This window comes from Arthrobacter burdickii (assembly GCF_030433645.1).
GTDB classification, from domain to species: Bacteria; Actinomycetota; Actinomycetes; order Actinomycetales; family Micrococcaceae; genus Arthrobacter_D; species Arthrobacter_D burdickii.
In genome coordinates this window covers 2,252,110-2,274,152 of sequence record NZ_JAROCG010000001.1, presented here as the reverse complement: position 1 = coordinate 2,274,152, position 22,043 = coordinate 2,252,110, and the positions used below count along the sequence as shown (strand labels likewise).

At 70.5% G+C, this 22,043-nt stretch carries 19 protein-coding genes and 1 riboswitch; of the genes, 9 read left to right on the top strand and 10 right to left on the bottom strand.

The genetic code is table 11. The annotated features are described in order from the left end of the window. Positions 1 to 8: 8 nt before the first annotated feature. From P5G52_RS10540 to ftsY, 3 genes are all read right to left on the bottom strand, one after another. The gene (locus tag P5G52_RS10540) at positions 9 to 347 is read right to left on the bottom strand and encodes a P-II family nitrogen regulator (protein ID WP_055773303.1); all 339 of its coding nucleotides are present in this window, start codon (positions 345 to 347) and stop codon (positions 9 to 11) included. Continuing rightward, a complete protein-coding gene (locus P5G52_RS10535) occupies positions 344 to 1,672 on the bottom strand; it encodes an ammonium transporter (RefSeq protein ID WP_301227172.1) in 1,329 nt (442 codons plus the stop codon). Before P5G52_RS10535 ends, P5G52_RS10540 begins: the two co-directional genes overlap by 4 nt. Positions 1,673 to 1,934: 262 nt before the next feature. Next, positions 1,935 to 3,128 (bottom strand): signal recognition particle-docking protein FtsY, encoded by a 1,194-nt coding sequence (gene ftsY, locus P5G52_RS10530; RefSeq protein ID WP_301227170.1) that lies wholly within the window; start codon positions 3,126 to 3,128, stop codon positions 1,935 to 1,937. Between the two features lie 64 nt (positions 3,129 to 3,192). Here ftsY and P5G52_RS10525 point away from each other — a divergent pair, with 64 nt between their 5' ends. Further along, on the top strand, positions 3,193 to 4,485 hold the full coding sequence (locus P5G52_RS10525) for an MFS transporter (protein WP_301227168.1): 1,293 nt from the start codon (positions 3,193 to 3,195) through the stop codon (positions 4,483 to 4,485). On the opposite strand, the gene smc is transcribed toward P5G52_RS10525, so the two are convergent. After that, positions 4,482 to 8,102 carry a chromosome segregation protein SMC gene (gene smc, locus P5G52_RS10520; RefSeq protein ID WP_301227166.1) on the bottom strand — a complete coding sequence of 1,207 codons (3,621 nt, stop codon included), beginning with the start codon at positions 8,100 to 8,102 and terminating at the stop codon, positions 4,482 to 4,484. The genes P5G52_RS10525 and smc overlap by 4 nt on opposite strands. A gap of 257 nt (positions 8,103 to 8,359) precedes the next feature. Here smc and P5G52_RS10515 point away from each other — a divergent pair, with 257 nt between their 5' ends. From P5G52_RS10515 to P5G52_RS10505, 3 genes are read left to right on the top strand one after another with little or no spacing between them, the layout of a single operon-like run. Then, complete coding sequence (locus P5G52_RS10515; RefSeq protein ID WP_301227164.1) at positions 8,360 to 9,385, top strand: 3-oxoacyl-ACP synthase III; 1,026 nt, start codon at positions 8,360 to 8,362, stop codon at positions 9,383 to 9,385. Further along, positions 9,379 to 12,045: an alpha/beta fold hydrolase gene (locus P5G52_RS10510; RefSeq protein WP_301227162.1), complete on the top strand. Its 2,667-nt coding sequence runs from the start codon at positions 9,379 to 9,381 to the stop codon at positions 12,043 to 12,045. Before P5G52_RS10515 ends, P5G52_RS10510 begins: the two co-directional genes overlap by 7 nt. Next, positions 12,042 to 13,010 (top strand): NAD-dependent epimerase/dehydratase family protein, encoded by a 969-nt coding sequence (locus P5G52_RS10505; RefSeq protein ID WP_301227160.1) that lies wholly within the window; start codon positions 12,042 to 12,044, stop codon positions 13,008 to 13,010. The genes P5G52_RS10510 and P5G52_RS10505 overlap by 4 nt, the downstream gene beginning before the upstream one ends. Before the next feature lie 129 nt (positions 13,011 to 13,139). On the opposite strand, the gene P5G52_RS10500 is transcribed toward P5G52_RS10505, so the two are convergent. The 6 genes from P5G52_RS10500 to coaD form a co-directional block, all read right to left on the bottom strand. Then, positions 13,140 to 14,000 (bottom strand): C40 family peptidase, encoded by an 861-nt coding sequence (locus P5G52_RS10500; protein ID WP_363321883.1) that lies wholly within the window; start codon positions 13,998 to 14,000, stop codon positions 13,140 to 13,142. A 2-nt stretch (positions 14,001 to 14,002) separates the two neighbouring features. After that, a riboswitch (cyclic di-AMP (ydaO/yuaA leader) is annotated at positions 14,003 to 14,181 on the bottom strand. A 141-nt stretch (positions 14,182 to 14,322) separates the two neighbouring features. Further along, positions 14,323 to 15,297, bottom strand: coding sequence for a bifunctional DNA-formamidopyrimidine glycosylase/DNA-(apurinic or apyrimidinic site) lyase (gene mutM, locus P5G52_RS10495; RefSeq protein WP_301227158.1), 975 nt, complete (start codon positions 15,295 to 15,297; stop codon positions 14,323 to 14,325). Then, a complete protein-coding gene (gene rnc / locus P5G52_RS10490; RefSeq protein WP_301227156.1) occupies positions 15,298 to 16,032 on the bottom strand; it encodes a ribonuclease III in 735 nt (244 codons plus the stop codon). It lies immediately after the preceding gene. A gap of 74 nt (positions 16,033 to 16,106) precedes the next feature. Next, complete coding sequence (rpmF, locus tag P5G52_RS10485; protein ID WP_087076034.1) at positions 16,107 to 16,310, bottom strand: 50S ribosomal protein L32; 204 nt, start codon at positions 16,308 to 16,310, stop codon at positions 16,107 to 16,109. Positions 16,311 to 16,312: 2 nt separating this feature from the next. Next, the gene (locus tag P5G52_RS10480) at positions 16,313 to 16,879 is read right to left on the bottom strand and encodes a YceD family protein (protein ID WP_301227153.1); all 567 of its coding nucleotides are present in this window, start codon (positions 16,877 to 16,879) and stop codon (positions 16,313 to 16,315) included. A 106-nt stretch (positions 16,880 to 16,985) separates the two neighbouring features. Further along, positions 16,986 to 17,507, bottom strand: coding sequence for a pantetheine-phosphate adenylyltransferase (gene coaD, locus P5G52_RS10475; protein WP_301227151.1), 522 nt, complete (start codon positions 17,505 to 17,507; stop codon positions 16,986 to 16,988). Positions 17,508 to 17,633: 126 nt separating this feature from the next. Here coaD and P5G52_RS10470 point away from each other — a divergent pair, with 126 nt between their 5' ends. The 5 genes from P5G52_RS10470 (at position 17,634) to P5G52_RS10450 (ending at position 22,033) form a co-directional block, all read left to right on the top strand. Then, on the top strand, positions 17,634 to 18,869 hold the full coding sequence (locus P5G52_RS10470; protein WP_301227149.1) for an aminotransferase class I/II-fold pyridoxal phosphate-dependent enzyme: 1,236 nt from the start codon (positions 17,634 to 17,636) through the stop codon (positions 18,867 to 18,869). Beyond that, positions 18,866 to 19,732, top strand: a complete 867-nt coding sequence (locus P5G52_RS10465; RefSeq protein WP_301227147.1) for a spermidine synthase — start codon at positions 18,866 to 18,868, stop codon at positions 19,730 to 19,732. The genes P5G52_RS10470 and P5G52_RS10465 overlap by 4 nt, the downstream gene beginning before the upstream one ends. 161 nt (positions 19,733 to 19,893) lie before the next feature. Beyond that, on the top strand, positions 19,894 to 20,307 hold the full coding sequence (locus P5G52_RS10460) for a hypothetical protein (RefSeq protein ID WP_301227145.1): 414 nt from the start codon (positions 19,894 to 19,896) through the stop codon (positions 20,305 to 20,307). A gap of 288 nt (positions 20,308 to 20,595) precedes the next feature. After that, positions 20,596 to 21,192 (top strand): hypothetical protein, encoded by a 597-nt coding sequence (locus P5G52_RS10455; protein ID WP_301227143.1) that lies wholly within the window; start codon positions 20,596 to 20,598, stop codon positions 21,190 to 21,192. Between the two features lie 112 nt (positions 21,193 to 21,304). After that, on the top strand, positions 21,305 to 22,033 hold the full coding sequence (locus tag P5G52_RS10450) for a YcnI family copper-binding membrane protein (protein ID WP_301227141.1): 729 nt from the start codon (positions 21,305 to 21,307) through the stop codon (positions 22,031 to 22,033). Positions 22,034 to 22,043 lie beyond the last annotated feature (10 nt).

Sequence of the window (22,043 nt, the reverse complement as noted above, 5' to 3'; positions counted from 1 at the left end):
AGCGTCCCCTACAGTGCCGCGTCTCCGCGCTCACCCGTGCGGACCCGGACGGCTTCCTCGACCGGGATCACCCAGACCTTGCCGTCGCCGGCGCGCCCCGTGTTGGCCGTCGAGACCAGGACATCCACGATGTCGGTGACCCAGGCATCCGCGACGAGGACCTCGACGCGCGCCTTCTGGAGGAGGTCCACGGTGTACTCGGCGCCGCGGTAGACCTCGGTGTGGCCGCGCTGGCGGCCGTAGCCGCTCGCCTGGCTGACCGTGAGGCCCTGGACCCCGTAGTTCTCGAGGGCTCCCCGGACGCCGTCGAGCTTGTCGGGACGAACGATCGCTGTCACCAGTTTCATGAATGTATGCCCTCCGTGACGTTCTGCTGGGTGGTCTTCTGCGTGGTCTTGTGCGGCGTGAACATCTGCTCGGCGAAGGGGTGGAAGGATCCGCCCACTCCCAGTCCACCGAATTCGTAGGCGGTCTCCGCGTGCTCCGAGAGGTCGACGCCGCCGATCTCGTTGTCGGCGCTGACCCGGAACCCGATGGTCTTGTGGATCGCCAGGCCGATGATGGCGGTCATGACGGCGGAGAGTGCGATCGCGATGGAGGCCGCGACGACCTGGGCCACGAGCTGGCCTGCGCCGCCGCCGTAGAAGAGTCCGCCACCGGCGCCCTCGACCGGCAGTGCGATGAAGCCGAGGGACAGTGTGCCCACGATGCCTGCGACCAGGTGGACGGCGACGACGTCGAGCGAGTCGTCGAAGCCGAGGCGGTACTTGATGCCGACGGCCAGGGCGCAGACCGCGCCCGAGAGGAGGCCCAGGCCCACGGCGCCGATGGGGCTGACGTTGGCGCAGGCGGGGGTGATGGCGACGAGGCCGGCGACGATGCCCGAGGCGGCGCCGAGGGACGTCGGGCGTCCGTCGCGGATCCGCTCGGTCATGAGCCAGCCGACCATGGCAGCGGCGGGGGCGGCCATGGTGTTGATCCAGATCAGGCCGGCTTCTTCGGCGCTTCCTGCCGCGCCTCCGTTGAAGCCGAACCAGCCGAACCACAGGAGTGCGGCACCGAGCATCACGAACGGGATGTTGTGGGGGCGCTGGGCGGGGTCCTGGCCGAAGCCCTGCCGCTTGCCGAGGATCAGGGCGAGGACCAGGGCGGCCACACCGGCGCTGATGTGCACGACCGTGCCTCCGGCGAAGTCGATGGCTTCCCCGACGGCGCCACCGACAGCACCGTCAGCGCTGAGGAGTCCACCGCCCCACACCATGAACGCGAGCGGGCAGTAGACCGCGGTGACCCAGATGGGTACGAAGATGGTCCAGGCACCGAACTTGGCGCGGTCGGCGATGGCTCCGCTGATGAGCGCCACCGTGATGATGGCGAAGGTGGCGCCGTAGCCCGCGCCGATGAGGTCCTCCGTGCCGATCAGGCTCGCGAGCCCGAACGAGGTGAACGGATTGCCGAAGAGCTGGGCGATGCCGTCCCCGCCGGTCATCGAGTAGCCCCACAGGACCCAGACGACCCCCACGAGCCCGACGGCGATGAAGCTCATCATCATCATGTTCAGTGCGGCCTTGGCACGGGTCATCCCGCCGTAGAAGAAGGCGAGGCCCGGAGTCATGAGGAGTACGAGGGCAGCTGAGATCATCACCCAGACGTGGCCTGCTGTGAGGTCCATCAAACACGATCCTTCCAAAGGGGCGGGGACTTCCCGCACCTCCAGAATGCGATGGGCGTGTTTCCGTCCCTGGGGCGGAACATTGCGCGCAGGTTACATCAGTCTCACCGACGTAAAAGGCGAATGACGCAGATGTTTCCGGCAGGTTTCCGGCAGCCCGGCCCCTTGCCGGATCATCGGAGGGACCCTACGTGGCGGCCCGGTCGACGGCGCGTCCCGTCAGCACAGCTGGCTCGGCAACGCCTCTCGCTCAGGAGCGCGTCTAACTCAGCAGCGCGTCGACGAAGCCCTCGGCGTCGAAGGCCGCGAGGTCGTCGGCGCCCTCGCCGAGGCCGATCAGCTTCACGGGCACGCCGAGGCTGCGCTGGATCGCGACCACGATGCCGCCCTTCGCGGTCCCGTCGAGTTTGGTGAGCACGATGCCGCTGATGTTCACGACCTCGGCGAAGACGCGCGCCTGGTTGAGTCCGTTCTGCCCGGTGGTGGCATCCAGTACCAGGAGGACCTCGTCGACCGTGCCCTGTTTCTCGACGACGCGCTTGACCTTGCCGAGCTCGTCCATCAGGCCGACCTTGTTCTGCAGGCGCCCGGCGGTGTCGATCAGGACCACGTCGACTTCCTGCTCGATGCCCGCCTTGACGGCCTCGAAGGCCACGGACGCCGGATCGGCGCCGTCGACGTCGGACTTCACCGTAGGGACGCCGACGCGCGCCCCCCACGTGGCCAGCTGCTCCGCCGCGGCCGCGCGGAAGGTGTCCGCCGCGCCCAGGAGGACGTCCTTGTCGTCGGCGACCAGCGCACGTGCGAGCTTGCCGACGGTGGTGGTCTTGCCCACCCCGTTCACGCCGACCACCATCACGATCGCTGGCCGGTCCGCATGCCGCTGCGTGGCGAGCGAGCGGTCCATCGAGGGATCGACGAGCTTCACCAGTTCCTCACGGAGCATGTCCTTGACCTCGGCGGGATTGCGGCTGCCGGCCACCTTCACGCGCTCGCGCAGCGCATCGACCAGTTCCATGGTGGGCTCGGTGCCGAGGTCCGCCATCAGGAGGGTCTCCTCCACCTCGTCCCAGACGTCCTCGTCGATCCTGTCGCGCGACAGCAGGGCGAGCAGTCCCTTGCCGAGTGCGTTGTTCGAGCGGACGAGTCGTGCCCGCAGCCGGGCGAGGCGGCCCTGCATGGGTTCGACGGTGTCGAAGCGCGGGGCGGGGGGCGCCTCGTCGAGGGTGCTGAGGTCGTCCGGGACCAGGACGTCCGTCGTGGTCCCACCCGGGCTGTCGAGGACGTCGGTGGAGGTCGCGCCATGGGCGGTGACGCCGGCCTGGTCGTCGGGATCCCTCGGCGAGGAATAGAGCCCGGGAGGTGTGCGCCTGCCCCGGACGAGGAGGACCGCGAGCGACCCGATCACGGCGATCGCGAGGATGACGAAGATGACAGGCAGAAGGATGTCGTTCACTGATCCACCTTCTCATACGGGCCGATTGAGCATCCGACCGATGCGGTGACAGAATGCGAGGACCATGGCCGGTTCCCCTCGCGCTCGCAAGCAGTCCCTCCTTCGGATCCTTCCGCGGAGGACGCGGGGAGAGGGTGACGCTCCCGCGCCGGAGCGCCTCGCCATCCCGCGCGAGATCCGGGTCCTCATCGCGGCGGCGTTCGTGATCGCCATCGGCTTCGGGCTCGTGGCCCCGATCCTGCCGCAGTTCGCGCAGAGCTTCGACGTCGGCGTGACGGCGGCGTCCGTGATCGTCAGCGCCTTCGCCTTCACGAGGCTCCTGTTCGCACCGGCGGGCGGGTGGCTCGTGGAGAAGCTCGGTGAGCGTCCGGTGTACATCATCGGGCTGCTCATCGTGGCCCTGTCCACCGCCGCGTGCGCCTTCGCCGCGGACTACTGGCAGCTGCTGATCTTCCGCGGCCTGGGCGGCATCGGGTCTACCCTGTTCACCGTCTCGGCCATGGGGCTGATCGTCCGGCTCGCACCGCCGTCCATCCGGGGCCGGGTCTCCGGTGCCTACGCCACGGCCTTCCTGCTCGGCAGTATCGGCGGGCCCCTCATCGGAGGCCTGCTCGCCGGCCTCGGGCTCCGCGTGCCGTTCCTCGCGTATGCGGTCGCGCTGCTCGTCGCATCCGCCGTCGTGTTCTTCCAGCTCCGGGACACCTCGCTCGCCGACCGGCAGGCGGCACGCCACCAGGCGCCGCTGTCGGTCCGGGAAGCCGTCCGCGACTCCGCCTACCGTGCGTCACTCATGTCGGGCTTCGCCAACGGGTGGTCCTCGTTCGGCATCCGGATGGCCCTGGTCCCGCTCTTCGCCACCGCCGTGCTCGACGCCGGGCCTCAGGTCGCAGGCATCTCGCTCGCCTTCTTCGCGGGCGGGACCGCACTGTCGCTGACGGTGTCCGGGCGCCTCGCCGACACGGCCGGCAGGAAGCCGCTGGTCATCACCGGGCTCCTGGTCAACGGCGCCGCGATGGCCGCACTCGGCTTCTCCGGCAGCATCGCCGTCTTCCTGGCGATCTGCGTGGTCGGTGGGATCGGGACGGGGCTGCTGAATCCGGCGCAGCAGGCGGCCGTGGCGGACATCATCGGCACCGGACGCAGTGGAGGCAAGGTCCTGGCGACGTTCCAGATGAGCGCGGACCTCGGCGCCATCTTCGGCCCGATCGTCGCCGGCCTCATCATCGACCGGCTGGTCGTTGGCTCCTACGCCCTGGCCTTCGTGGCCACGGGTGCCCTGGCCCTGGTCGCCGCCCTCACCTGGCTCGCGGCCCGCGAGACCCTCCCCCGGCAGTCCCGGGACCGGGTCCCCGGCTAGCCGAGGAGCTGCTCCTCGGCGTCCAGGCGCTGACTGATGACCGTGGACACCCCGTCACCGCGCATGGTGACGCCGTAGAGCGCGTCGGCCACCTCCATCGTCCGTTTCTGGTGCGTGATGATGATGAGCTGGCTCGACTCGCGGAGCTCCCGGAAAATCCTGATGAGCCGGCCCAGGTTCGTGTCGTCGAGGGCGGCCTCGACCTCGTCCATGACGTAGAAGGGCGAGGGCCGTGCCTTGAAGATGGCGACCAGGAGCGCCACGGCGGTCAGCGAGCGTTCCCCGCCCGAGAGCAGGGACAGCCGCTTGATCTTCTTGCCGGCGGGTCGAGCCTCCACCTCGATTCCCGTGGCGAGCATGTCGGAGGGATCGGTGAGTACGAGCCTGCCCTCACCACCGGGGAACAGCGTGGCGAACACGCGTTCGAACTGTTCGGCCGTGTCCCGGTAGGCGGCCGTGAAGACGCGCTCGACGCGCTCGTCGACTTCCCGGATGATGTCGAGGAGGTCCTTCCGGGTGGCCTTGAGGTCCGCCAGCTGCGTACTGAGGAACTGGTGCCGCTCCTCGAGTGCCGCGAATTCCTCCAGGGCGAGGGGATTGACCTTGCCGAGCGCCGCGAGATCCCGTTCCGCGCGCTTCAGCCTCTTCTCCTGCTGCTCCCGCACGAACGGGATCCCCTGCGGCACCGGGATGCCGTCGTCGTCGACCGGTGCCCGCAGGGCCGCCCACTTGTCCGCCGCGGAGTCCGCGGAGTCCTCGGGTACGGGCAGGTGCGGGCCGAACTCGTCCACGAGGTGGTCGGGCGTCAGCCCGAGCTCCTCGATGGATCGGTTCTCCAGGGCCTCGATCCGAAGCCTCTGCTGGGTGCGGGCGAGCTCGTCACGATGCACGGAGTTCGTCAGGCGTGCCAGCTCGGCGCCGAGATCCGCCGTGGCCTTCCGGACCGCCTGCAGCTCCGTGTCCTGCTGTTCGCGCAGCCGCTCGGCGGCATCGCGCTGCTCGGCCGCGACCGCGACAGACTCCGCGGCCCGCCGCTCCGCAGCACGGGCTGCCCGGGCGACCGCCGCGGCCTTGACGGCCTGGGCCTGCCGGATCCGTGCCTTCTCCGCCGCCTGGTCGCGCGCCCGGCGTTCCGACTGGGCCGCGCGCTCCAGCGACGCCGCCCTGTTCCCGAGGGCTGACAGCTGCTCCTCGCCGCTGCGCAGGGCCAGCCGCGCCTCGAGCTCGGCCTGCCGCGCGTCGGCGGCGGCTCGGTGCAGGGTGGTCCGCTGCTCGGTGGACGGCTCGGCCTCGACGGGCTGCTCCTGCAGGTCCTTCAACCGCTGCGCCGCCTCCTGGAGCCGGGTCTCCTCCTGTGCGAGGTTGGCCTCGGCGGTCCGCATCAGTGCGGCCAGCCGTTCGGCCTCGCCGGATGCCGAGCGCAGGCTCGCGTTGAGGTGTCCGAGCTTCTCGGCGACGGCGGCCATGCGCGCGTCGGACTCGTGCAGGCGCTCGAGCGCCGCGTCCACGCGCTGCTGCGCGGCCTGCTGGCGGGTCCTCGCGCCCGACAGTCGGAACCGCAGGCGCTCGGTCGAGGCGACGGCCTGGGCCAGCCGCTCCTCCGTCTCCTCGGCGGCGGCGCGGAGCTCCAGGTAGCCTGCCGCGCCGGGGGTGCCGCCGCGGGCGGCGTGGCGGGACAGGACGTCGCCGTCGCGGGTGACGGCGAGCGGTGCCGCACCGTCCTCGATCACGCTGCGGGCGTGGTCCAGGTCCTCGACGACGACGGCGCCGCGCAGCAGGTCCTCGAGGGCGGGACGGAGTGCGGAGGGGACCTCCACGACCGAGAGCACGGGAACGACGGCGCTCCGATCGACGGGACCGGTTCCGCGCTGAGACGCCTTCGCCGGACGCCCGTCCGACCCGGCCCCGGGGGCGACGACGAGCGACACCTGTCCGGCGTCGTCGTGCTTCAGGAGCTCCAGTGCCGCGACGGCGGCGGCGACGCTCTCCACGGTGACCGCATCGGCGGAGCCCGCGAGCGCCGCGGCGACCGCCTTCTCGAAGCCCGGTAGGACCTGGAGGAGCTGCGGAAGCGGCAGCGCCACGCCGTCGAGCCCGGCGGCCAGGAGGGCGCCCGAGCCGTCGCGCTGCTGCAGCCCCTCACGCTGCGCCTCCAGGCGGGCCGCGAGGGCGCTCCGTTCCCGCTCGGCGGCGCGCTCCTCGCCGGCGAGCGCCTGCAGTTCGTCCGTGATGGTTTCGAGGAGAGCCGAGGCCTCCTCGTACTCGGCGTCGAGGCCCTCCTCGCCCTCCTCGTGACCGGCCACCTGGCCCTCGAGCGCGGTGAAGTCCCGCTCGGCGGCACCGCGCCGTTCCTCGGCGGCGGCGATGGACGCCCGGAGGCGTCCGAGTTCCGCGACGGCCGACTCGACGCGGGACCGGGCCGCTCCCACGGTTCCCGCCAGCCGGGCCTCGCCCTCGCGCCTGTCGGCGGCTGCGCGCAGCAGGCGCGCGAGCCTCGCGTCCTCGGCGGCCGACGCGTCCTCGGCGGCGCGACGTGCGGACAGCGTCGCTTCGAGTGCGTGTCCGAGCGCGGCCACCTCCTCCTGCAGGGCCGCGACCTCGGTCCGCACACGTGCGGCCTGCCGGTCGAGGTGGTCGGGATCGCGTCCGGAGTCCGGCTCGGGGCCGCCCTGTCCCAGCAGGTGCCCGCGATCCTCGGCACGGGCGGCGAGGGCCGCGAGCTTCTCGCGGGCACTGGACAGCGCGTACCAGGTCTCCCGCGCCCGGTTGAGGGCCGGGACGGCCCCCGCGGCGGCCTGCTCGAGGTCGGCCTGGCGTTCCTGGGCGGCACCGAGTGCCTGCTCGACCTCCTCCCGGCGTGCCTGGAGCGCGGCCTCGGCGGCGACGTCCCGCTCGAACCCTGAGCGCAGGGTCACCAGGTCGTCCGCGAGCAGGCGGGACCGCGCGTCCCGCACGGTGAACTGCACCTGCTGGGCACGGCGTGCTACCTCGGCCTGCTTCCCGAGCGGGGTCAGCTGCCGCCGGAGCTCGGCCGTGAGGTCGGACAGGCGTGCGAGGTTCGCCTGCATCGCGTCGAGCTTCCGCACCGTCTTCTCGCGCCGGCGGCGGTGCTTCAGGATCCCGGCGGCTTCCTCGATGAAGCCGCGCCGCTCCTCCGGTGTGGCATGGAGCACCTTGTCGAGCTGTCCCTGCCCGACGATGACGTGCATCTCGCGTCCGAGCCCGGAGTCGGAGAGGAGTTCCTGGATGTCGAGGAGCCTGCAGTTCTTGCCGTTGATCGCGTACTCCGAGCCGCCCGCGCGGAAGAGGGTGCGCGAGATCGTGACCTCGGTGTATTCGATGGGCAGGGCGCCGTCGCTGTTGTCGATGGTGAGGGAGACCTGCGCCCGCCCGAGCGGAGCCCGTCCGGACGTCCCGGCGAAGATGACGTCCTCCATCTTGCCGCCGCGCAGCGTCTTGGCACCCTGCTCCCCCATGACCCAGGCGAGTGCGTCGACGACGTTGGACTTGCCGGAACCGTTGGGGCCGACGACGGCGGTCACGCCGGGTTCGAAGTCGAAGGTCGTCGCCGAGGCGAAAGACTTGAACCCCCGCATGGTTAGACTCTTCAGATGCACAGTGTCAGGATCTCCAGGGGGAATGGGACCTCCCTAATCTACTGGAACGCACCGACTGTACGGAGTGTGGGACTGTAGCGGGCGGACACGGCCGTGACCTCCGCGAATCGGGAGTGACCGGCCGGTGCATTAAGAAGTAGGCTTACAAAAGTTTCAGCAGTATCCGTTTCAGCAGTATCCAGAGGCGTCCAGGCCGATCCATCCGTGGATCCCCCATGGCCACCTACCGGCGCTGACCAGTTGACGAGGCAGGAAATTTGACCGGTAACGCGACGTTTCGACATGACAACACGGCTTTGCTCGCCGTCACGAGTGTGGAGGCGCCGGTAGTCGTCAGTTCCGCAGAGTTCGACGAACGGCTGGCGCCCAGCCTGAAGAGGCTCCGGCTCTCGAAGCGGCTCCTCGAGCGCGTGGCCGGTGTGACGGAGCGCCGCTGGTGGTCGCCCGGGTCCGACTTCGACGACGCCGCCATCGAGGCGGGAGCCAAGGCCATGGCGGAAGCCGGCATCGAACCCGGTGACGTCGGCCTGCTGATCAACACCTCGGTGACCCGCCGCAACCTCGAACCGTCGGTCGCCGTGAAGATCCACCACTCCCTGGGTCTCCCCTCGTCCGCCATGAACTTCGACCTGGCCAACGCGTGCCTCGGCTTCGTGAACGGCATGACGCTCGCCGCCAACATGATCGACTCCGGGCAGATCAGGTACGCCCTGATCGTCGCCGGCGAGGACGCCCAGCGGACCCAGGAAGCGACGTTCAAGCGGCTGAACCGCGAGGACTCCACCCGTGAGGACTTCCTCAGCGAATTCGCGACCCTCACCCTCGGTTCCGGGGCTGCCGCCGCCGTGCTCGGTCCCGCCGACTCCCACCCCGGGTCGCACCGCATCCTCGGTGGCGTCTCGCGTGCCGGCACGCAGCACCACGAACTGTGCGTGGGCGGCATCGACGGGATGTACACCGACACGAAGGGCTTGCTCGACGGCGGGCTCGAACTCGTGGTCACCGCATGGCACGAGGCGCAGGCCGACGGCTGGTCCTGGGACGCGATGGACCGCTACGTGACCCACCAGGTCTCCAACTCCTACACCAACGCCATCATCAAGGCCGTGGACCTCGAGCGCGAGCGCGTTCCCATCACCTTCCCGCACTGGGGCAACGTGGGGCCCGCATCGCTGCCGATGACCCTCGCGCAGGAGTCCCAGTCGCTCTCGCCGGGAGACCGCGTGCTGTGCCTGGGCGTCGGATCGGGCCTGAACACCTCCATGATGGAGATTGCGTGGTAGCACTCCCCGGCGTTGACCCCTCGTGGTCGACGTACATCGACGTGCCCTCGTCCAGTGCCGCGGACGCCCCGGGCACCAGCCATCGCTGGCACTACCTCGACAACGGGCTGGGCCAGGACGACACCGGCAGCGCGCGGGGGACGCTCCTGTGCGTCCACGGCAACCCGACGTGGTCCTACCTGTGGCGGACCTACCTCGCCGCCGGGCTGGAGGCCGGGTGGCGCGTGATCGCCGTCGACCAGCTCGACATGGGCTACTCGGAACGGACGGGCGTCTTCCGCCGCCTCGAGCACCGCATCACCGACCTCGAGGACTTCGTCGCCGCCGTGGGCCTGTCGGGGCCCGTGGTCACGGTGGGACACGACTGGGGCGGCGTCATCAGCCTCGGCTATGCGAACCGCAACCGGGACGACCTCGCCGCCGTCATCCTGACCAACACGGCCATCCACCAGGATCCCGACCGTCCGATCCCGGCTCCGCTGCGGCTCGCGCTCGCGCCGGGCGTGCACGGGCTCGGCACCAGGACCAGCACGGCGTTCCTGGACGTGACCCTGTCCCTCGCCCGGCCCGCCCTGGACCGGGCCGTACGCCGCGCGTTCCGGGATCCCTACCGCACGCCCGCCGCACGCCAGGGCATCGCGAACTTCGTCTCCGACATCCCCGCCGACCCGTCCCACCCGAGCTACGGCGCCCTCACCACGACGGCCGAGGGGATCCGCAGCCTCGGCGTGCCCGTCCTTCTGATGTGGGGCCCGCACGATCCGATCTTCTCCGACCCCTACCTCGAGGACCTCGCCCGCCGGATGCCGCACGCGGACATCCACCGCTTCGAGCGGGCCGGCCACCTCGTGCAGGAGGACGCCCCGACGGCCTCGACGGCCATGGAGTGGCTCGGGAACCGCTCCGTCGGGGAATCCCGTTCCGGGACGGAGCGGGACGATGCTGGACTGGATATCCAGCAGGATCTCCAGCAGGATCCTCCGCGGTCCGTCCAGCAGGACACCGCCTACCTGCCGCTCGGCGCCCGCATCCCGGAACTGGCGGCCGGTCCCGCAGGAACCACGACCGCCGTCGCCGAGCTGACGGCCGCCGGGACGCGCACGCTGTCCTGGCGCGAGCTGGACGACGACATCCGCGCCGTCGCCGGGGGCCTCACCGCGCTCGGCTTCGGCGCGGGCAGCAGGGTGAGCCTGCTCGTCCCGCCCGGAGTCGACCTGACCGTCCTGATCTATGCGTGCCTCCGGATCGGCGCGGTGATCGTCGTGGCGGACGCGGGGCTCGGGGCGCGCGGCCTCAGCCGGGCCGTGAAGGGTTCCGCGCCCGACTTCGTCATCGGCATCGAGCGGGCGCTCCTCGCTGCGCGCGCCTTCGGCTGGCCGGGGCGCCGCATCAGCGTCGCTCCGCTGTCGCCGGTGCGGCGGGCGGCACTGCGGGTCGAGGCCTCACTGAACGACCTCCGCGCCGCCGGTCCCGCAGACCCGGCGGGAGCAGCACCTGACGCCGATGCCGCCATCCTCTTCACCTCCGGTTCCACCGGGCCGGCCAAGGGCGTGGTGTACACGCACCGGCAGCTCTCCGCCATGCGCGACGCCGTGGAGACCACTCTCGGACTGGGACCGGGAGCCGCGCTCGTCGCGGGCTTCGCCCCCTTCGCCCTGCTGGGTCCTGCCCTCGGTGCGACGTCCGTCACGCCCTACATGGACGTGACCACTCCCGGGACCCTGACCGCCCAGGCACTGGCCGACGCCGCCGCGGCCGTCGACGCGACCGTCGTCTTCGCGTCCCCCGCAGCCCTGCGGAACGTCCTGACGACCTCGGCGGACGTCACCGGACTCGGGCGGGCGGCCCTGGGCAGGATCTCGCTCCTGCTCTCCGCCGGCGCCCCGGTTCCCGTCCCGCTCCTGGACGCCGTGCAGGACCTCGTACCGTCCGCCGTGCTCCACACGCCCTACGGCATGACCGAGTCGCTGCTCGTCGCGGACATCGACCTGGCGGGGATCCGGACCGCTGCCGCAGCGGCGGCCGCCGGGCTCGAGGGCGCCGGCAACGGCGTCTGCGTCGGGCGCCCGGTCTCCGGTGCCCGTGCCGCGGTCAGCCCCCTCGACGGCACAGGCGCGGCGGCGGGAGAACCGACGACCGCCCCCGGGGTGACCGGGGAGATCCTCGTCGATGCCCCGCACGTCAAGGACCGTTACTTCCGCCTGTGGAGGACGCAGCAGGAGTCGTCGCGAACGCCTCCGTGGCACCGCACGGGCGACGTCGGCCACTTCGACGCCGAAGGACGCCTGTGGGTCGAAGGCCGTCTGGGCCATGTCGTGACGGCGGCGGGAGGCGTCCTGACCCCGGTCGGGCTCGAGCAGGCGCTGGAGGAACTCGACGGAGTGCACCTCGCCGCCGTCGTCGGCGTCGGGCCCGTGGGCACCCAGGCCGTCGTGGCGGTCCTCCAGGCGGAGACGGCGGGACGACACCCGCGTCTGGCCGACCCACGGCTCGCGGCAGCTGCCCGGGCGGCGGCTCGGGACCTCGGCGTGGATCTCGCGGCCGTTCTCGCGGTGCCCGCACTCCCGGTCGACATCCGCCACAATGCCAAGATCGACCGCACGCGCGTCGCCGCGTGGAGCGGCCGCTTCCTGTCGGGGGACCGGGCGGGATCCCTGTGACCGTCCTCGTGACGGGTGCCAGCGGCATGCTGGGCCGGGCCGTCGCGGAACACCTCCTGGCCGGCGGTTCCGACGTGCGGTGCTTCCAGCGCCGTCCGTCCGGCATCGACGGGGTCGAGGAGTTCCTCGGCTCCATCGGGGACGCTGGGGCGGTCACGGCAGCGGTGCGGGACTGCGATGCCGTGATCCATCTCGCCGCGAAGGTGTCCTTCACCGGGACGCCGGCCGAGTTCGAGCGCACGAACGTGGAGGGGACTCGGCTCCTGCTCGACGCCGCGCAGGAGGCCCGCGCCACCGACGTCGTGTACGTCTCCTCCCCGTCCGTCGCCCACGACGGCACGTCGCTGGTAGGCGCTCCGGCCGGCCCCGCGGACCCGGAGTACGCGCGCGGACACTATGCACGGACCAAGGCGACGGCGGAGCTGCTCGCCCTCGCACGCTCGACGCCGGAGTTCCGCGTGGCGGCGGTGCGGCCGCACATCGTGTGGGGGCCGGGCGACACACAGCTCGTCGAACGCGTCCTCGAGCGGGCCCGGCATGGTCGCCTGCCGCTGCTCGACGGCGGTACCGCACTCATCGACACCACCTACGTGGACAACGCGGCATCGGCCATCGTCGCCTGCCTCGATCGCATGCAGGCCGCGCAGGGGCAGGCATTCGTGGTCACGAACGGCGAGCCGCGCCCCATCGCGGAGCTGCTGGGCGGCATCTGCCGCTCCGGCGGCGTCCGGCCCCCCGCCTGGTCGGTGCCGGGGGCGCTGGCCCGGGGCGCCGGCGCGGTGATCGAACGGGCATGGCTGGCACTCGGACGTGCGGAGGAGCCCCCCATGACCCGTTTCCTGGCCGAACAGCTCTCCACGGCGCACTGGTTCGACCAGCGGCACACGCGGGCGGTGCTGGACTGGCAGCCGTCCGTCAGCATCGAGGAAGGCCTCGAGCGGCTCGCTGCGCACTACCGCGGCTGACCCGGCACCAGGAACCGGCAGAACCGACCGGACCGACCGGACCGACCGGACCGACAAGGAAGGGCGGGATGCTGTGCATCCCGCCCTTCCTTCGTATCGTCCTGGTACCGGCGCAGGGCCGGTGCAGGGTTATCGCGTGTAGTAGCCGTCCACCGACATGGCGTTGACCGAGTGCACGAGCGTTCCCTGCGAGGGGTTCAGCGCGCTGATCATCTGGCCGTTGCCGAGGTAGATACCGACGTGACTGCCGCCGTTCTGGCTCACCAGGTCGCCCGGCTGGGGGTTGCTGGTGGGCGTCAGGGCTGCGAACTGCGACCAGGTGGTGCGCGGCAGACTGATGCCGTTCTGTGCGTAGACCCACTGCACGAAGCCGGAGCAGTCCCAGGCGCCGAAGGAGGTGCCGCCGTAGACGTATGCCGAGCCGAGGCCCTGCATCGCGGTCGCGGTGATGCCGCTGGTCGCTACCGGCGAGAACGCCGCAGCCTGCGTGCTGAGGCCCGTCGAGTTGCCTGCCGGAGCAGCTACGGGAGCCGCTACGGGTGCAGCGACGGGTGCAGCTACGGGAGCGGCGACGATGGCTGCAGACTGGGTGGAGTACTGCTGGGGTGCAGCGGAACCGCCGAGGGAGATCGACTGGCCGGGGTAGATGATCGAGCTGTACCCGAGGCCGTTGGCCGTGAAGACGGCCTCGAGGCTCACACCGTGGGCTGCTGCGATGCTCCCGAGGGTGTCACCGGCCTGGACAGTGTAGGTACCTGCCGCAACGGTGGTCGCCGCTGCCGGCTGGGTGCTGATGGACTCGACGCTGATCTCGCCGGCGGCGCTTGCCGGAAGCGCTGCACCGAGCATGATGCCGGAAGCGGCAACAACGACGGCGGCGGGCTTGCCGGCCACCGAAGCGGTGGCGCTGACCGCGCGGGATGCGGTGACGAGGGGGTTGATGCGCGTGGGGACTGCCCGGTGGCGCGCGAAATTGCTCTTCTTGGACATGCTGTTGCCTTTCCCAATGCCTACGAAGTTAGCTGTCGGGTTCGGATGGGACATCCGGACGTGTTTCTCGCAGACCACCGCCCCCGGTGCTGGTCTACGCGCGTCTTAACCCCAAGGACTCACAAGTGAGTCCGCTATTGGTTCCCCCGCCCCTGTCGAACGTGTTGAGCGAACGGTCCATCCTCATCGACAGGGTTAGGCAGTGCGAGGATGGGCGCCCGTCCGTGGTGGACCGGGCGCGGGCTTAACCGTACGCGGTCGATCGCGTCTTGTCACGTTTGGGTCACGAACCCCGCATCGCGACGGGGTTTCGGAGCCTCGGCTAGGCTCGCGCGTTGCGCGGTCTGGGCTGGCAGAAGAGGCAGAGGAAGGACGACCGGTTCATGAATGCCTCCCGTCGCATGAGGGTCGTCCGGCCCTCCGACAGGCACCGGCGGCAGGGCTGCCCGGCACGCCCGTAGGCTTCCAGGTCGCGTGCGAAGTAGCCGGACGCACCGTTGACGTTGACGTACAGCGAGTCGAAACTGGTGCCGCCGGCCTCCAGTGCCCGCCGCATGACGGTCGTGACCGCCTCGACGATGCGGAGGGTGTCCGGCCGGCGGAGGGTGTCGGTGGGACGCGCGTAGTGCATCCTCGCCGCCCACAAGGCCTCGTCGGCGTAGATGTTCCCGATGCCCGAGATGAGCCCCTGGTCGAGGAGCGCACGCTTGAGGCTGGTCTTCCGCTCCCGGAGCCGGCGGTGGAAGGACTCCGCGGAGAACGCCGGGTCGAGGGGATCACGGGCGATGTGCGCGGCCTGCCGGGGAATGAGCGGGAGGCTTCCGCCCCCGAGTCCGCCCGGCCGGCCATCCGTCGTCGGCTCGAGGTCCGTCACGAACATGCCGCCGAAGATCCGCTGGTCCACGAAGCGCAGGTCCGCCGGAAGCGGCGTACCGTCGGCATCGCTTGCTGCGGACAGTCTCAGCCGCACCTTCAGGTGCTTCTCCAGCGGGGCGTCGGGCTCCTCGATGAGCAGCTGCCCGCTCATCCCGAGGTGGGCCATGAGGGCGGTGGAAGGAGCGGCTGCGAGAGCGCTGCGGGGGCCGTCCGGATCCTCGAGGATCATCCAGAGGAACTTCCCGCGACGGACGACGTCGGTCACGCGGGCGCCCGTGACGTTGCCGCGAAAATCCTCGACCCCGTGGACGTGTCGTCGAAGCGATCGCGCGTCGAGCACGTCGACGTCCTCGACCGTACGCCCGGTCACCCAGCGCGCCAGGCCTCGGCGCACCACCTCGACCTCGGGGAGTTCAGGCACTCAGGCCCTGTCCGCGGAGGAACCGCCGGCCGCTTCGGGCCCGGCATCCGCGCCAGGTGCCTCGGCGAGGAGCCTCCACGACTCGGCCGCCGCCGCCTGCTCCGCTTCCTTCTTGGAGTGCCCGCAGCCGGATCCGTAGTCGACGCCGCCGATCACCAGGCGCGCCGTGAACGTTCGGGCGTGGTCGGGGCCGGTCCCGTCGACCTGGTAGTCGATCAGCCCCAGGCGACGGGCGGCGGCGGTCTCCTGGATACGGGTCTTCCAGTCGGTACCCTCCCCGAGGACCGCTGAGTCCCGCAGGAGCGGACCGATGAGCCGCATGACCATCGCGCGAGCGGTCTCGATCCCGTGACTCAGGTATGCCGCGCCGATGACGGCTTCCATGGTGTCCGCGAGAATGGAGGCCTTGTCGCGGCCATTGGTGAGCTTCTCCCCCTGGCCGAGCAGCACGTAGTTGCCGAGATCGAGGGAACGGGCCACCCCCGCCAGCGCCTTGGTGCTGACGACGGCGGAACGCCGCTTCGCGAGTTCACCCTCGGAGAGGCCGGGATTGTCCCGGTACAACGCGTCCGTCACCGACAGGCCGAGCACGGAGTCACCGAGGAACTCCAGGCGCTCGTTCGTGGGGATCCCGCCCTGTTCGTAGGCGTAGGACCGGTGCGTCAGGGCAAGACGAAGCGTCTCGGTGTCGATATCGACACCGAGACGCTTCGTGAGTTCTGCTGTATTCTTCACAACCGCATCAGCTGATCCAGCATCGGACGGATGCCTGCCCCAGCACCAGGCGTGCGGCAGGCTGCGGTCCGTTGTTAGACGTCGGCTACCTTGCGGCCCTTGTACTCAAGGAACAGCGGGGTACCGGCTGAGTCGGTGACAACCTTGGCCTGGTGGGCGAGGCTGTAGGTGACGCGGCCGTTCTCGATGGTCTTGACCAGCTTGGGGGCGGTTGCCTTCCACTGGGACCGGCGTGCACGGGTATTCGCGCGGGACATCTTCCGCTTCGGGACAGCCACGGCTAACTCTCTTCTCTCTCGTCTGACTCTGACTTGGTTGCCGCGTCATTCTCAGCGGCGGTGCCTGCCAGCCCGGCAAGGGCTGACCAGCGAGGATCCAAAACTTCATGGTGGTGGTCCGGATCGTCGTTGAGCCGGGCTCCGCATTCGGAGCACAGACCCTTGCAATCCTCCCGGCACACCGGCTGGAATGGCAGCGACGTAACCACCGCATCCCTCAGCACGGGTTCCAGATCGACCGAATCGTTCTCCACCCTGTACTGTTCTTCGTCCTCTTCCACCGACAGCGACTGGGAGTCGCTGTAGAAGAAGAGTTCCTGGATGTCCACGTCGCGGTCGAACCGCAGTGGCTCCAGGCAACGGCCGCACTCGCCGGTTACCTCGACGTTTGCCGTTCCCGACACCAGGATCCCCTCGTGCACCGATTCGAACCGCAGGTCCAGTTCCATCTCGGAACCTTCCTGCACACCGATCAGTGCGACGCCGAAGTCCTTCGGTGCCGGTACATGTTCTTCAACTGTCCGCATGCTTCCCGGACTGCGTCCGAGATCCTTGACACTGAAAGTCAAAGGCGAACTGAGATCGCTTTTAATGGTGACTCCTGTAGAACATATGACCGACGTACCATCTTAGCCTGATGAGGCGGGCAGTCCCAAAACCGGCAGTAGGGGGGGGTCACGCTCCCCCGGGCCGATCCCCGGCACTCCCTGCCGTGCTCGGGGCGTCGCCGGACGGCACCAGGCGGCGGAAGACCGCTTCCGGAACGAACGGCTGCACATCGCCGCCCAGGAAGGCAACCTCTTTCAGGAGCGTCGAGGAGACGTGCGCGAACTCGCTTCCCGTCGGCAGGAAGACGGTCTCGACGTCGGCGAGGTGGCGGTTCATCGTGGCCATGGGGAGTTCGTAGTCGAAATCGAGCCCGGACCTCAGTCCCTTCACGAGCGCCGTCGCACCGTGCTCCCTGCAGAAGTCGGCCAGGAGGCCGGACCCCATCGGGAGCACAGTGACCCCGTCGAGGTGCGAGAGACTGCCCGTGCAGAACGCGATGCGCTCGCCCAGGGGGAACCGGTACTTCTTCGCATAGTTGGTAGACACCGCGACGATCACCTCGTCGAACAGGCGGGCGGCCCGGCTGATGATCTCGACGTGTCCGTTGTGGAGGGGGTCGAAGGATCCTGGGCAGACGGCGCGACTCATGCCCCCACGCTACCCAGTCGGGCGGGCACGGTGGGAACAGGACATGCGGAAGGAGCGCCGGGAGGGAGCGCGGGACGAGGGGCGCCCTGTCCCCCTCCGGCCGGCAGGAGCGGCGATACTGGTGTCATGACGACGGAAGCGCGCACGACCATCACCCCGGCCAGCGGCACGGCACCGTGGGCACGAGCGGCGCGTGGCGCGAACCTGCTCGGCAGCGATGGCGGGCTCGGCATCACGATCTTCGAGGAGGTGACGGCCCTCGCGCAGCAGCATGCGGCGATCAACCTCGGGCAGGGTTTCCCGGACGAGGACGGGCCGCAGGAGATCCTCGAGGCTGCCCGCACCGCGATCGCCGAGGGTGCCAACCAGTACGCCCCCGGGCAGGGGCTCGCCGTCCTGCGCCATGCGATCGCCGAGCACCAGGAGCGTTTCTACGGGCTGCACGTCGATCCGCAGAGCGAGGTCATCGTCAGCACGGGGGCCACCGAGTCGATTGCGGCCGCGATCCTCGCTTTCGCGGGTCCGGGTGACGAGGTGCTCACCTTCGAGCCCTTCTACGACTCCTACGGTGCCGTGATCGGGCTCTCGGGTGCCACGCACACCACCGCGCCCCTGAGGGCTCCGGATTTCCAGCCCGATGCCGCCGGGCTGGAGGCCGCCTTCAGCGAGCGCACCCGGGTCGTCGTCGTCAACAATCCGCACAACCCGACGGGCAGCGTCTTCACCCGACCGGCCCTCGAGCTCATCGTGCAGCTGGCGGAGCGCTACGGGGCCATCATCGTGACGGACGAGGTGTACGAGCACCTGACGTTCGGGAGCAGGCACCTGCCGATCGCATCCCTGCCGCGGGCCGCCGAGCGCACCCTGACCATCTCCTCCGCGGGCAAGACGTTCTCGGTGACCGGCTGGAAGGTCGGCTGGCTCAGCGGCCCGGCCGAGCTGGTGGCGAAGGTCCGCACCGTCAAGACCTTCCTGACGTACACCTCGGGGACGCCGTTCCAGGGTGCCGTCGCCCTGGGCCTGGGGCTGCCCGACGAGTACTTCTCCTCCACCGCAGCGACGCTGCGGAAGAAACGGGACCTCCTGGGTGAGGGCCTCCGGGCCGCCGGCTTCGACGTCTTCGAGCCGCAGGGCACGTTCTTCACCGTGGTCGATGCCGCCCCCCTGGGCATCGACGACGCGACCGACCTCGCGCGACGCCTGCCGTCCCTGGTCGGGGTCGCGGCCATCCCGGTGGCGGTGTTCTGCCACGAGGAGGGCGCCGAGCACACGCGCTCCATGCTCCGGTTCGCCTTCTGCAAGAAGTTCGACGTGATCGAGGAGGGCGCCCGCCGCCTCGCCACGCTGCGGGAGCGCGTGTGAGCCCGTCCCAGGAGCCGGAGTCCGACGGCGACTTCGACGTCCCCACCCGCTGGCTGCCCGGCGCCGCTGCCTACGCGGAGATCGACGAGGATGCCTACATCGACGGGGCACTGATCCTCAGCATCGGTGGGGCGCAGCAGTCCCACGTCGACATGCGCCACCCCGACCGGGTGTTCTATGAATACCTCCAGCGCATCGCGCGGGTCATCGACCTGGTGTCGCCCCCCACCGCTCCCCTGCGGATCCTGCACCTCGGAGCCGGCGCCCTGACCCTCGTCCGGTACGTCCAGGCGACCCGTCCGGGGTCCGCGCAGGTGGCGGTCGACCTGGAGGCAGACCTGATCGACTTCGTCCTCGACGCCATGCCGCTCCCGGACGGCACGGTGTGCGAGGTCGTCGTCGCCGACGCCGCGGACGCGGTCCTCGAGCAGCCGGACGCGGCGTTCGACGCCGTCGTGCTCGACATCTTCGCCGGAGCCGACGCACCGGCCCACCTGACCGGCGCGGATTTCGCGGCCCACCTGCTGAGGGTCTGCGCGGAGGACGGAGTCGTCCTGGTGAACGTCGGGGACGACCCGCCGCTCGCCTTCGCCCGCGCACAGAGCCGGCAGCTGTCCGCGCTCACGGCAGGGACCGCCGTACTGACCGAGGCCGGCATGGTCGGCGGCGCGCATCCCGGCAACGTCATCATCGCCGCCCGCCCCGCGGGCTGGCCGGACGCATGGACGCCGGCGCTCCTCGCCGCAGGGCCGCACCCGGCGGCCGTTCTCGTGGGCCGGGAACGCGAGGCCTTCGAGCAGGACCTCCCGCAGGACTCCAAGCCGGACCTCCCGCAGGCCTCCGGGCCTGAACGCGCGGAGTAGCTCGAACGGCAGGCACGGCGGGAGATCCGCGGCACAGGGGCGATGGCTCCGCCCTTGTCAAGCCGGATTACTGCTCGCCTCGGTTCCCCTGCTTCTTCTAGCCTGAAAGAGCTTGAGCAGCCGGGCATCGAAGACCTTCGCGTCATCGGGGAACCTGGACCATGGATCACAAACTGCGAGTCACCGTCCGTCTGGACATCGATCTCCACTGGGCACGCATGGATGTACGCGGCTGCCTCACCGAGCAGAACTGCCGGGCACTCCTGCCCATCGTCCGGCGCAGCTTCCGCTTTCTGCAGGAGCCGAACGTCGTGATCGATGTGAGCAGCGCTCAGCACATCGACCTCGGGGGCGTCGACGCCCTCGAACGTCTCGGTATCACGGGATCCACCGCGCACCCCCTCCTCGGCACCCCGGGATCCACCGCGCACCCCCTCCTCGGCACCCCGGGATCCACCGCGCACCCCCTCCTCAACGAGGACCTGGGCACCTGCTTCCTGATCGTGCCGGAGGTCCTGCCCAGCTGCCCCTCCCGCTTTCCCCGGCCGCACGGCAGCCACCGCTTCGCCGCCTGAACACCTGAACCGCCCGGGGTGAAAGGCACGCCGCGCCGCCACGCGGGCTACTTGCCCAAGGATGGCTCCACCAGCAGGCACCAGTTCTCGACCGTCGGCTCATTCCTCCTCGGCGCATTCGTCATCCCGTTCATCCGGAACGTCCCGGGTACCTCCCCCTCCCATCCGCGGGGCCGCCGGACCCGAACCACCTGCACGCGGGTTCCGGCCGTGCGGCGGTACCCTGAGGACGTAGCCTGCCGACGCCGGGCTCGCAGGACCGCAGGACGGAACGGGGAGGAGACAGCGATGGCATGCCTTCCCTATGTCCGGTCCCTGGTCCTCGTCTCGCTGGTCCTGTCGGTCTCGTCCGCGTCGCACGTCCTCGCGGAGGGCCATCTGCCCGCTCCCGGGGTCCTGCTCCTGTTCGGCGTGCTCCTCCTCGTGCCGATGACGCTGCTCGGCCGGCGCACGCTCTCCCTCCGCTCGTCACTGCTGGCCATGGGCACCGGCCAGGCCCTGCTGCACACCCTCTTCACGATGACGGCCGTCCCCGCGGTGTGCGAGAGCTCCTCCGCGCTACCCGGCCACCATGCCGCGTTCGAACTCGCCTGCTCGCCCGTGACGCGGGACGCCATGGGCCCGGCGGCGGCCGACGCCCCCGTCATGGTCCTCCTGCATGCGATGGCAACGGTCCTCCTGGCCCTCGCCACCTCGCGGAGTGACGAGGCCGCCGCCCTGCTCCGCGCCTGGCTCCTGCCCCTCCTGACCCTTCCCGCCGTCGCTTCCCCGGCTCCCACGCGCCGCCCGGTCCTCGACGTACCACCGCCCGTTCCGCCGCTGTCCGTCCACGCCTCGGTCCCTACGCTGCGGGGTCCCCCGCTCCGCGGACCGCAGCCCGCCTGACCCTGCCTTCCCAGACCGCGGGTCGGCCGGCGGTCCTGCCCTGATGCCGATTCCCCGTTCCCTGCTGCCGTCCGCCCTCGCGGGCCGCAGCGCATTCCCGAAAGGCAGTTCCATGACCTCGTCCTACCCCCAGCGCGCCTTCACCGGCGTCGTCCTCACCACCGCCGGTCTGATGGCCCTCGGCCTCGGTGCCGCAAGCGCCCACGTCTCGGTCGCACCTACGTCCACGACCGAGAACGGCTATTCCCAGCTCACCTTCAGCGTGCCCAGCGAGTCCGAGACCGCAGCGACCAACAAGCTCGAGGTGCAGCTTCCCACCGGTCAGCCCTTCACCTCGGTCCGCGTCAAGCCCGTCGAGGGCTGGACGGCGGAGGTCGTCTCCGGCGCCCTGCCCGAGCCGGTCACGACGACCGACGGCGCAACGCTCACCGAAGCTCCCCTGTCCGTCGTATGGACCGCGGAGCCGGGCTCGGAGATCTCGCAGCAGGAATACCAGACCTTCTCGATCTCCGTGGGACCCCTGCCCGAGGCAGGCTCCACGGTGCTGCTCCCGACCGCCCAGTCCTACACCGATGGTGAGGTCGTCGAGTGGAACCAGGAGACCGAGGGCGAGGAGGAGCCCGAGAAGCCGGCGCCGTCCTTCGTCACCACCGCAGCGGTCGAGGGCGACGCATCCCACGGAGGCCCGGAGGCCACCGAGGCCCCGGAGGCCATCGACGCCGAGCAGGCCTCGGCGACGGCAGGATCCCCGTCGGCACTCGCGTGGGTAGGTCTCGTCGCGGGCCTGCTCGGACTGGCCGCCGGCGTAACCGCACTGCTCCGGACGCGGCGCAGGGCATAACCTTCCGGGT